This is a genomic window from Halochromatium sp. (assembly GCF_054919635.1).
Genome location: NZ_JBUDPI010000090.1, coordinates 1 through 11,825 on the forward strand (window position 1 = coordinate 1; position 11,825 = coordinate 11,825).

6 protein-coding genes are annotated in these 11,825 nt (G+C 64.5%); 4 read left to right on the plus strand and 2 right to left on the minus strand.

Going from position 1 to position 11,825, the window contains the following annotated elements; all coding sequences use genetic code 11:
* Both ACY693_RS07590 and ACY693_RS07595 read right to left on the minus strand, forming a co-directional pair.
* The coding region (locus ACY693_RS07590; protein ID WP_462321227.1) for a glycosyltransferase family 87 protein at positions 1 to 495 on the minus strand (495 nt) is incomplete at its 3' end.
* On the minus strand, positions 495 to 5,492 hold the full coding sequence (locus ACY693_RS07595) for an nSTAND1 domain-containing NTPase (RefSeq protein WP_462321228.1): 4,998 nt from the start codon (positions 5,490 to 5,492) through the stop codon (positions 495 to 497). The genes ACY693_RS07595 and ACY693_RS07590, both read right to left, overlap by 1 nt.
* A 137-nt stretch (positions 5,493 to 5,629) precedes the next feature.
* Between ACY693_RS07595 and ACY693_RS07600 the strand changes: the two genes are divergently transcribed.
* From ACY693_RS07600 to ACY693_RS07615, 4 genes are all read left to right on the plus strand, one after another.
* Positions 5,630 to 7,561 carry an SEC-C domain-containing protein gene (locus tag ACY693_RS07600; RefSeq protein ID WP_462321229.1) on the plus strand — a complete coding sequence of 644 codons (1,932 nt, stop codon included), beginning with the start codon at positions 5,630 to 5,632 and terminating at the stop codon, positions 7,559 to 7,561.
* A 10-nt stretch (positions 7,562 to 7,571) separates the two neighbouring features.
* The gene (locus ACY693_RS07605) at positions 7,572 to 8,810 is read left to right on the plus strand and encodes a BPSS1780 family membrane protein (protein ID WP_462321230.1); all 1,239 of its coding nucleotides are present in this window, start codon (positions 7,572 to 7,574) and stop codon (positions 8,808 to 8,810) included.
* Between the two features lie 97 nt (positions 8,811 to 8,907).
* A complete protein-coding gene (locus ACY693_RS07610; RefSeq protein ID WP_462321231.1) occupies positions 8,908 to 10,242 on the plus strand; it encodes a c-type cytochrome in 1,335 nt (444 codons plus the stop codon).
* Positions 10,243 to 10,312: 70 nt separating this feature from the next.
* Positions 10,313 to 11,825 (plus strand): penicillin acylase family protein (locus ACY693_RS07615; protein ID WP_462321232.1); only part of this gene is annotated, 1,513 nt, incomplete at its 3' end.

Sequence of the window (11,825 nt, forward strand, 5' to 3'; positions counted from 1 at the left end):
ACAGCCGACTGCCAGCAGCGCGCCTGAGCCAGGGCCCTCGCGACCACGGCGCAGGTTGCGCCAGTAGCCCCAGATCAGTAGTAAGAGCACGAGATTGATCTGACCGAACTGCAGGTTCAGATAGAGTCCGCCGAAAACGGCGATATAGAGTGGCCCCCAGAGGCGCAGCGCGCCGCTTGCGTCATCGCGCGACAGATCGCCGACGATGACCCGCATCACCGCGACCGTCAGTAGCAGGTTGAGCACAAACATCACGCCGGCTAACTGCTCCAGGCTCAGCCCTGTGATCGGATAGAGCAACGGCAGCGCCGTGGGCGGATAGGTGAAGGGCAGCACGTCGCCAGGGCGGCGCGGGTAAGGGTCCTGGCCCTCGCCAAAGACGCGCTCGGCGGCTGCGGCATAGACGGCGATGTCGGTGTCGCGTAAATGCACCTGGCTGGCAATGACGCCGAGCAGCGCGATGGCCAGGATCAGCCCAATCCACTTATCGCGCATCAGTCGATGGTCTCCAGGTCGCTGGAGGGCGGCTCGGCGACCTTGTTGTCGCGCCGGAAGCGATAGGCCTCCTGCACCAGTGCGAGATCGGATCGGTCGGGGCCCCAGTCCGCGCGGTCGCTGACGATGGCCTGGCCGTCTTCGGCCCAGAGGCGCCAGAGAATAGCGACGTTCTCCCAGTAGGCCCCGGCGACATAATGCCCGTCGGGGCTAAACACCGCATTGGCGACCCCGCCGGCATCAGCCTCCAAGGGCAGGAAGGTCGGTAGCGTCTGGACCTGGTCGCTGATCGCCTTCGGACGTTTCCAGATGCGGATACTGCCGTCGCGGGAGCCGGTCAGTATCCAATCGCCATCTGGACTGAATTCGGCGCGGTAGATGCGATCCTGATGACCTGCCAGGATCGCGATCGCATCCCCGCGCGCGCCCCAGAGCCGTGCGGTCTTGTCGAGCGATGCGGTCACGATCTGCTTGCCATCGGGGGCGAAGGCGATGCTATAGACCCGACCGCTATGGCCGGCCAGATAGCGGATCGGGCCGCAGCCGGGATCGGGCTTTGCATCCTCGTCTGTGGACTGAAGCGTCGAGAGATCGAGGTTGAGAACTGCTGATCGGTCGGCCTCGCCAGCGATGGCGACCTGGCTTCCATCTGGACTCAGGGCGATGTCGCCGATCGCACCGATGCCCGTATGGGTCTCGCAGAGATGCCGCCACTGACCGGCTTGCGAGCGCTGGGCGAGGCGCAGCACACCGGCTGCGTCACCGGTTGCAATCAGCGTCTGCGTGGCGATTTGCTGCAGCGCCGCGGCGTCGATCGGGACGCCACCATGTTGCAGTGCCTTGTCAGTCTGCAATGGCTCGCAGGTGTCGGTGGAAAAGGCGCGCACCGGCTTGGTGCGGTCGTTGGAGGTGGTCAGCACCCAGCTGGCGTCGGGGCTGAACAGGGCATTATAGACCTCGCCAAGCTTGGATTCGGTGACCTGCAACCGGCAGTCGATACGCTTCTTGATCAGGTCGGCGATCCGGGCGGTACCGTCATTGTGCGCCGAGGTCAGCCGACGTCCGGAGGGCGAGAAGCGCACCTGGCGTGCCGGTCGCATCGGGGGCTCGTCGAGAAACTCAGCCCAAGGCTCGGGTCCGCTGCTTGAGTCATCGCGACCGTAGCGCCAGACCCGCACGCCACCATCGAAGCCGGCAGTGGCGAGCAGCAAGGTGTCGATGCCCTGAGCGATCGCGGGCGGAGCGGTTGCCGTCTCGACATACCAGACGTGATCGGGGTGTTGCAGCCGGTAGGCGAGCTGCGAGACTGGGGTTACGCTCCAGAGACGGACCGTTGCGTCGCGGGCTGAGAAGGTCGCGACGCGCTGACCCTGGGCATGGAATCCAGCCGCGCTGATCGCTGCATCATGGCCAAGCACGGCAATCGACTTTCCGGTTTGCAAGCCGGTCAGCTTGGCCGTGCCGTCTAAGGACGCGCTCAAGACCAGACTCTCGTTGATCTGGGCCGAGGCCGGCGGATCAACGATGCGCAGGGTTTCCGCGCTCAGTCGATGGCTATTCAAGACCACCGCCTGATCGAAGACCTCCGCCGAGCTCGGCTCGCCAGCGACCTCGTCCATCAGGGTCCAGCGCACGATCTGCCCTTCATCATCGGCCGCGACCAGAAAGGCTCCGGACTTGTCGAAGGCGACATCGCGCACCGCACTGCGATGCATACTGAACGTCCGCTGACCGACGCGCGCAGAAGAGAGCTCGGCGATGGGCTCGCCGCTGATGCGGTAGATGCGAATCCGCTCATCAGCTGCGGCGATGGCGATGCGCTCGCCGTTGGCATCGAAGACCGCCCGGTCGAAGGGGCGTCCGAGAGGACCCTCGGCGGGGAGTGAGCGCTTGACGGCGCCGGTACCGAGGTCAATGAGACGGGTGCGACCGATGCTGCCTGCGGTCAGCAGGGATGCGCCATCAGGCGAAAAGCTCAGGCTGCGTATCTGACCGTCTTCAAGCCGCTTCTCCAGGATCACTCGGCCTGGCTGCGTCAGGTCCAGCACGCAGATTTCCTGTTGCCCGGCGTCGTTGCCGCGGCTGAATGCCAGCTGTTGTCGAGGCCCATCTAGGGCGAAGCTCAGTCCTGCTGGCGCTCCGCAGGCATAATCCGGCTCGGCCCCGGCGCTGGCGGGAAGGCCCCAGACGCCAGCCTGCCCGATCCCATAGGCCTGGGTATCAGGCCCGAATACCAGTGTATGCAGCCCAAGCTCCGGATCAGCGAGCAGCTCCCTGCGTTGAAGGCGACCATGGCGAAGCTCGAGCAGAACCGCTGCTCCGTTGGGTAGAAAGGTCGCGAGCTGCGAGCCCTGGTCGTTGAAGGCTGGAATGCGAGGTTGATCCGGCAACGGACTCGGGGCCGCGGCCATGGCGATCATTCGGTTGCTGCTGAAGGCAACGCCCAGGGTCTGCACGGCCCGCTGTGGCAGCTCAGCACCGGCACTCAGTGCCAGGTCGACGGCCTCTGGCGTATTGCCGCGGGTGATCGAGAGGTTCGCCTCGTTGAGCTTGCTACGGCTCAGGTTTGCCTGGGCCTCGGCATAGGCGCGATAGGCGAGCCCGGCCGAGATCGCCGAGACCAGCATCAGCGCGGCGAGCACGGCCCCGACTGCCCGCACCAAGCGGCTGCGTCGGCGCATGAAGGCCAGATAGGCCTTGGACTGGTCGATGAGCTCAAGCTCCAATGGCTCCAGCTCATCGGCGTAGGTCTCGAGGAGGGCTTCGGCCTCGGCCGAGCCGGCATCCCGTAGCAGGTACTCGCTGTTGCAGTTGGTGCGCTTCCAGAGCTGTGCCTGTCGGTCGAGCTGAAAGCGTCGTGCGAGCAGCTGGCGATTGGTCGGCACGGCGAGCCAGTTGCGCACTGGCGCCCAATGCGTGAGCAGCGCGGGATGACTAAAGCTGACCACTGCCCGATATTGGCGCCAGTCGAGCCGCCCGCTGTCGCCGTTTGTTTCGCTTGTGGCGTCGCTAGGCGCCGCGGTGGCGGTCTCGCTAATCCTGTCGTTCGGCTGGCTGCCTGTGCCGTCGCCGGCGGCGGCTTGCTGGAGAGATTGCTCGCTCGCTGCCTCGGCGTCTAACGGCGGGCTAGGCTGGTGCCGGCGCAGTCGCCGCCAGCGCTGCCGCCACTCGCCTCGGGTCTGGCGCCAGAGGCTAGCGAGCTCGGAGCTTAGCCGGTAATCCGGTGGCTCGCAGCGAATACTGAGGGTCGGGTCGCGCAGCCCTTCGGTCATGATCAGCCGTGTTTCGATTAGATGTTGCAGCAGCCGTGCGCAGGCCGGATCTCGTCGCAACAGATCCAGGCTGCCATATCGGTTGGTGGCGCGACCCGTGGCGCCGCCCTCGATGCTGATTAGCGCGCGGCAGAGCCTGGGCAGAGCTGAGCGTGCCTCTGCATCGAGCTGCGCCCAGACGGCCGCAGCCCGATCGAGTACCTGGCCATGAATCCCTCCGGCCGCTAGGTAGTCGGCGCTCGAGAGACGTAAGGACTCTCCTTGAGTTGTGACTTGACGCTGCATGGCCCGCTGATAGGCGACGTCCAGCACCGGTTGGATCAGTGGCGCCCAGTGGCGCAAGCGATTGGCGTCGGCCTCGAGATGCTCGACCAGCTCGCGCTCGCCGAGCTCGTCAGCGTCCAGATCGATACCGGCGATGCGGGCTGGGATCTCGACCACCTGACGAATGCGCGCCGCCGATAGCGGCCCGATCTCGGTCCAGCCCTGACGCTGGATCAGGGGCTGTAGCGCGGGCAGACGCTCGAGGGCCGGCAGCGCGTCGCTGCGCAGAACGGCAATGATCCAGATGGTCGTGGCTTGAGCCAACGCATACAGCGCAGAGGCAAAGGTCTGCAGCTGTTCTTGATCGGCCTGCTCGAGCACGGCATCGAGTGGATCGAGCAACAGAAGCAGACGGGTGCCACCGCTAGTGGTCATCTCCGGTGAGCTGGCTCTCAGCGCACTGCTGATCTGCTGCGCGGCTAAGGCGGGGTCGCTGCTGAGTAGGCGGTGCAGCTCGGTGGTGCCCAGCCCAAAGCCTGCGAGGGACTCGGCCAGCGCCGGCTGGGCGCAGAGCGCTGCGGCGATGGCGGCGGTTGGGCCTGCCTCCGCGGCGCGCGGGTCGACCAGGCAATCACGCACGGCGGCGATCTCGTCGAATTGGAACGGTCGCGTCAATCGCGGCAGCACGCCGGCGCGGAGCAATGAGGTCTTGCCGCTGCCGCTGGGACCGGTGACCAGGAGCAGGTTTTCTGCCTCTGCTGTCAGCTCCTCGAGGCGCTGCAAGAGCGCGCGTACCTCCTGCTCGCGGCCGCTGAAGATCCGCGCGTCGCTGATCTCGAAGGGGCGGTCAGGGCGAAAGGGGCTACCTTGCCAGCGCAGATCACCGCTGGTGGCGCGACGCTCGGCGCTGATGCGGCGATTCAGCAGCTTGCGCAGCTGAGTGGAGACCAGCTCGCGGAATGCGGTGGCGTTATCGAAGGTGCGGAAGGCACGGCGGAAGCTGTTGTCTTCGAAGAAGAAATGTTTGCGAAAGAAGTCCTCGAGCCGGCGTCGGTCGTCAACCGCCTCGCGCGCTAGGGCGGCGTCGGTAATGTCGACCAGCTTCGGTGTGGTCTTCTTATAGACCAGCACCTCGGGGATTCCGGTTTGGGCCGAGGCATCGACCGCGTTGACGAACTCCCATTCGGTTCCGGTCATCCCTCGATAGGGCTCTTGTGGCAGAGGCGAGCCGAGCCGCGTCCAGAGGATGACCAGCACGATGTCGCAATCTTCCGGCTGCGTCAGTCCCGCCTGAAAGGTGCGATCCGCCGTGAGTGCCTCTTCCTCCCAGAGGATCGCGCGCAGCTCGAAGTAGGGGAGATACTCGCTCGCGAGCTGATCGACGATATCCTTGACCGCGGCGCGCTCGTGATCGACGTCAGCGGGCGAAGAGACGAAGATTCTGACGGACTTGTCGGTCATGTGCTCGGTTCAATAGGCCGGACAGATGCAGCAGCACTGTCTTAGGGGTTGATTGCGTCTCGAGACGCGCCGCGTCGGTCAGGGTACAATGCCACGAGGGGACCGAGTTGGCACCACTTGAGCCGGAGGGCGCCCTGATGCAAAGCGAGACGACTGACCCGCAGCGTATGGAACAGTTGCTGCGCGAAGCGGTGCGACAGATCGCGGATGATGGCGACCTCGATCGCTATATCGCCTGGTCGCGGTCTCATATACCGGTTGAGCTAGGCGTAGAATCGGATCTCTTCGAGGGGGAGGCAGAGCGTCTCGCCACCATGCTTGGTGTCGCGATCTGGAATGCCACGCCGCGCGCCGATAATGGCTGGCGTCCGCGCACACTGTCGCTTCCCGCTACTGATGAGCCCTGTTTTTGTGGCTCTGGCCTCAGTTATGGAGACTGTTGCGAGCCGCTGGGTCCGTTGCCGGAGCTGCCGCCGGACCTGATCTGGGACCTGCTGATCGACCAGCTATCCGAAGAGGCGATTCAAGACGCGCTGCGCCGCCAAGCCGTGCCCGATGGCCTACTGGCTAAGGTGGCTGAGCGTTGGCTCGAGCACGATCGCCCCGGGCGCGCGGCGGCCCTGCTCGAGCCACTCTTCAAGGGCGATCTCCGAGCGCTTGATGGTCGCTACGAACCGGCCCTGGATATCCTGTGTGATGCCCTCGATGCGCTCGATCACTGGAAGAAGAAGCAGGCCTTCCTGTTGCGTGTGACCGATGAGGGCAGTCGCGAGCTCAAGGCCGCCGCCTGGCAGCGCTTTACCATGATGTTCATGGATGAAGGCGAGCTCGACTATGCCGACGAGGCCTTCGAGCAGGCATTGCGCCACGCCCCTGACAATCCATCGACGGCACTGCTTGAGATCACCCTGCTTGCGGCACGCCACGACGATGTGCGAGCGCGCTCGCGCGCCCAGTTCTGGCGTCATCGGCTGCGTCGCAATGGTGACGCGGACGCCGGTTTTCTCGGCTTCCTCGAGCAGGCGATGATCGATCCCCAAGAGGCGCTGGTCTCGAGCCATGCCGCGGCGATGGACCCACTGCTGCTCGAGCTCTGTCACTGGGTCAGATCGCTCTCTGCGCTGCCGGTGCTGCCCTATCAGGTCGAATCGCTCGATGATCCCGTTGAGGTCGGGGCCGGCCTTCAGTTGCCGCTGTTTCCTGCCGAGCTGCTCCCGCGAGGCTGTGCGAAGACCGCCTCTGGCGCGGTCGGCGCGCTCTTGCCAAGCCCCGCGCTGCGCGCGGTCGAGCGCGAATGGCGTCGCGTCTTTCCTGCTTCGAAGCCCTATGCGACTCAGCTCTCAGCGCTCGATGACGGTGCCGTCTGGGAGGGCGATGGCTGGATGCGTCTGCTCAGCGCGCAGCCAGACGCGGCCAATAGCCTAGACGTGCTCGATGACCTCGCAACTGCACTCTACGAGCATCCCGAGAGTAGTCTCCCCTGGGTCTCGCATACACTGCTTGGCCCGCTCTATAAGCGCGCGCTTGCGATCATCGAGGCCACCATCGCGGCGACCGGCGTCAGCTGCTTGCCCTGGAATGCGGAGCGTAATCGGCCGGCGCTGCGGCTGTTGTTTCGGACCTATCTGCACGAGGCCGAGGCGGGACGCGAGGCGGCTGCCGCGGCGGCGATCGAGCAGCTTCTGGCCTTGAACCCGCAAGACAATCATGGCGCGCGGGCCGAGCTGATGAACCATTATCTGCGCGCTCGATCCGATCAGCAGGCGTTAGAGCTTGCGCGCCGCTTCCCGAACGATCTGCTAGCCGATCTAGCCTACGGCGAGGTGTTGGCGCTGTATCGATTGGGTCATCAAGAGCACGCGGCGCAAGCGTTGAGCAGCGCGGTTGATCGGTTGCCGCGCATCCCGCGCTTCCTGTTGCGTAAGCGCATCAAACGTCCAGTGCTGGACGATGCCGGTTTCACCCCCGGCGGGGACGATCAGGCTTGGCTCTATCGTGAAGCCATGCGTGACGTTTGGGAGGCCGAGCCAGGCCTATTGAGCTGGATGAAGAAGCGACTCACCGCCTGAGGAGGCATTGATGGCGCAGTCCTTTAAGGTCGTCTTTACCGGAGCCCTGGCGCCGACAGCCAATGCCGAGCAGGCAGTGCGCGATTTTGCCACGGTGTTCAAGGTCAGCGAGGAGCAGGCCCGCTCGCTGATCTTCGATGGGCAGTCGAGGGTGCTGAAGACCGATGTCGATGCCGATAATGCGCGGCGGTACCAGGAGGTGCTGGAAGAGATCGGCCTGCAGTCGCGGATCGAGCCCATGGAGGCCCAGAGCGGGCTCGCCGCTGGGGAAGCAGAGCCCAGATCCTCGGCACCTGAGGCCGCACCCGAAGATCATTCTGAGCGGGAGGCTGGCACGGGTGTGAGTGGCCACCTTAGGTCCGATCAAGCTGAGCAACGCGTCGAGCCGTCGCAGCCGACCGATACAGCGGCCGAAGATCCCAGTCGGCAGCGGCTTGCCCCGGTGAAGCATCCAGCAGGTCATGGCTGGCAGTGGATTGCCCGGGCCTGGCAGCAATTCAAGGCCCAGCCTGGGGTCTGGCTGGCGGCCGTCGCCTTGGTCTATCTCGTGACCTTTGTACTGAGCTTGGTACCCGTGGTCGGGTCCTTGGCAACCATGATCCTGGGCCCCGTGTTCGCCGGTGGGCTGATGCTCGGTGCCCAATCCCAAGAGCGTCAGGGGCGGCTGCGGGTGTCGGCTGGCTTTGAGGGCTTTTCATCCCACGGCGGGCAGCTGGCGCTGATCGGCCTGCTCTATCTGGTCGGCCTGTTCTTGGTGTTCGTGGTTGCTGGACTGGTCTTGATGGCGACTGGTGTCTTGTCGGCTGGCTCCATGGAGGCACTGAGCTCGAATGATCCAGAGGTGGTCGCCGACGTACTGGGGCCTGGGATTGGTTTGGTCTTGCTGGTCTTGATGCTCGCGATGGTGCCACTGCTGATGCTGTATTGGTTTGCGCCGGCCTTGGTAGCGCTCGAGGGGATGGGCGCGGTTGAGGCCATGCGGATGAGCTTTCGCGCCTGCTGGCGCAACATGCTGCCCTTTGTCGTCTACGGCTTAGCACTGATGTTCATCCTGGTTGGCGCTAGTCTCATCTTGGGCATCGTCAGCGCGCTGCTAGCTGCTGTTTCTGAGGCGCTGATGGTTGCCTTGATGCTGCTGATGATCCCCCTCATGCTGGTGTTCGCCGCGCTCGTCGTGCTGTCGATCTACAGCGCCTATCGGGATGTGTTCAATCACGCGGCGCGCTCGCACGGAACCCTCGCCTTCTGAGCGGTTTACGGGTTTCCGGTCTGGTGGAGATCGGGTGCTCGAAGGCTGTCCAAACCCTTAGCAACGTCAAATCACCCCACAGCAGGAGAGATCGGCTATGCGTTTTTGCTTAATGACCTTGACGGCGACCTTAGTCTGCGCCAGCTCACTCGCCGCGGCTGGCGATGAGCCGGCCGCCAATGCGCCAGCTAGCTCAGCCGATAGCTCGTCGGCTACCGACGCATCGAGTGCCAACGATCTGCCCGAGGGTCGCTTGGTCTATGGCAAGTATATGGCGACGGCAGGCGATTGCATGGCCTGTCATACCCGTCCGGACGGCAAGCCGTTCGAGGGCGGTCTGCCGATCGAGACACCGTTTGGGACCATCTACACCCCGAATATCACGCCGTCGAAGGGCTACGGCATCGGCTCATTCAGTGACAAGGATTTTTTGCATGCCTTGCAGGATGGTATCTCGCCGAGCGGGCTGCCCTACTACCCGGCGCTGCCCTATCCCTCTTACACCAAGGTCAAGGACGACGATCTGCTCGCGATCAAGGACTATCTGATGTCACTCGAGCCCTCCAACTACCAGCCACCCGAGACCGATCTGCGTTGGCCCTTCTCGGTGCGCGACCTGATGTTCGGCTGGCAGACGGTCTATCTTGATAAGGGTCGTTTTGAGCCTGACCCTAATCGTAGCGATGAATGGAATCGGGGTGCCTATCTGGTCGAGGGCTTGGGCCACTGCGGCTCTTGCCATACACCACGCAACATGGCCGGTGCCACCGAGCCCTCAAAGGCGATGACGGGTGCGATCGTCGATGGGTGGTATGCGCCGAATCTGACCTCTGACTTGGATGAAGGCCTCGGTCGGTGGACGGTTGATGAGCTTGCGACCTTCCTGCAGACTGGGATGGCGCCCGCGAAGCTGGATGCGAGCGAGGAGCAAGACCCCAGTGGCGCCCCAGCGACGGCTGCTCTAGGACCGATGGCCGAGGTGGTGCACGATAGCCTCTCGAAGCTGGCGACCTCGGATCTGCGCGCAATGGCGGTCTATCTGAAGGATCTGCCGCCAAAGACCGAGCCGACGCATCGGCCGAAGGTGCCGGAGGTGTTGACCGAAGAGGCCTACGAGAAAGGCCGTGAGATCTATGCGAAGAACTGCAGCGCCTGCCATCAGGACCATGGCCAGGGGCTGAAGCCCTACTTCCCGGCGCTGCGCGGTAACCCAGTCGTCAATGAGGAGCGACCGAACGATGTGCTCAAGACGCTGCTGCTCGGTGCTCCGGCTGATCCCTCGGAGGCCTTCTCTCCGCATGTGGTGATGCCCTCGTTCGGCTCGGTGCTGACCGATCAGCAGATCGCGACGGTGGCAAGCTATATCCGTGCCAACTGGGGCAATGATGCGCCGCCGGTCACGGCGAAAGAGGTCAAGGCGTTACGCAAGTAATCGGATGTTCTGCCCATGGGCCGGTGCGCGGGCATCGGCCTTAGGCCGGTGCCGCTGAGCGAGCATTTGGATGCGTCCTCGCTTGCGCCAATTGTTGCGCTCCATCCTGCTTGGTCTGACCATCCTGGCGCTGGTCCTCGCTGGGCTGCTCGTCTGGTGGCTGCAGCGCCCGCATCCGAGCTACGATGGGGCTCTGGTGCTGCCGGGGCTCGAGCAGCCGGTGACGGTCCGTTACGGTCCCCATGCGGTTCCGACGATCCAAGCAGAGGCACTGGGAGACATGCTCTTCGCGCAAGGCTTTGTCGTCGCACGAGAGCGTCTCTGGCAGATGGACCTGCTGCGTCGGCTTGCCGGTGGCCGCCTGGCCGAGCTGTTCGGCCCGGGTGCGCTGGTGAGCGACCGTTTCTACCGAACGATCGGGCTGCTAAGGACTGCGCGGTCGTCCTTTGCGGCCCTCGAGTCCGAGTGGCAGCAGCTCCTGCGGCGCTACGCCGATGGCGTCAATGCCTACATCCGCCTGGCGATCGACGAGCGCCGCTTGCCACTCGAGTATCAGTTGCTGGGATTGGAGGCGAGTCCCTGGCACCCGCAGGACAGTCTGCTGGTCGGTGCCTACATGGCCTGGCTCAACTCGGTGAACCTGCGTGAGGAGCTGGTCTTCCTGCGGCTGTCGCAGCGGCTGGGCACTGAGCGCGCGCTGGAGCTGTTTCCGACCGATCAAGGCCGGCCTGCGCCAGCGAATGCAGAGGATCTCCCAGACTATCGGCTTGAGCTAGGGATCGGCCCGCGCGCCTCAGCGACCGGCCCGGCGAGCCATTCTGGACCCAACTCTGAGAACAGGTCCGGAGACGGTTCGGGCGACCTGCTTGGCAACGGAGCTGCAGCCAATCCAACGGCCGACCCTACGGCTCGTCCGATCGCTCGATCGGCGGCCACTCCGGCTCAGCGGATCGATCGGCACTCAGCCTTGGCGGCTAGCGAGGCATTGTTCACACAACCCTCCGCGTCACAGGGACTCAGCAATGCGTGGGCCGTCACCGGCTCCCGCACCGCTGACGGCAAGGCCTTGCTTGCGAACGACCCGCACCTGCCGGCGGTGATGCCTAGCACCTGGTATGAGCTCGAGATGCAAGCACCAGGGTACCAGGTCGCCGGGGGTGCCATCCCAGGGGTGCCCTGGATACTGATTGGGCACAACGCTGATCTCGCCTGGGGCATCACCGCTGCGGTTGCTGATACCCAAGACCTCTTCGTCGAGCGTCTCAACGACGACGGCAGTGCGGTCCTGCGACCGGATGGCGCTTGGGAGCCGATCCGCAGGCGGGTCGAGATGATCCAGGTTGCTGGCTCCGCCGAGCCTGAGCAGATCGCGCTACCGATCGACTCGACGGGCCATGGTGTATTGATCGATGAGCTGGTGGCCACGGCAGGCTCGAATCCGACTGGCCTCGCGCCGATCCGTCGTCCCGAAGGGAAGCGAGAAGGGAACGGCTGGCGTCTTGCGCTGCGTCTGGCGTACGACCAGCCCGATCGCTCGTTTGTGGGCTTCTATCGCCTGAATACCGCGACCAGTCTCGCCGAGG

Excerpts from the sequence above, each read along its gene's own strand:
- ACY693_RS07610 (WP_462321231.1), top strand. The coding sequence starts at position 8,908 with ATGCGTTTTTGCTTAATGACCTTGACGGCGACCTTAGTCTGCGCCAGC.
- ACY693_RS07600 (WP_462321229.1), top strand. The coding sequence starts at position 5,630 with ATGCAAAGCGAGACGACTGACCCGCAGCGTATGGAACAGTTGCTGCGC.
- ACY693_RS07605 (WP_462321230.1), top strand. The coding sequence starts at position 7,572 with ATGGCGCAGTCCTTTAAGGTCGTCTTTACCGGAGCCCTGGCGCCGACA.
- ACY693_RS07595 (WP_462321228.1), bottom strand. The coding sequence starts at position 5,492 with ATGACCGACAAGTCCGTCAGAATCTTCGTCTCTTCGCCCGCTGACGTC.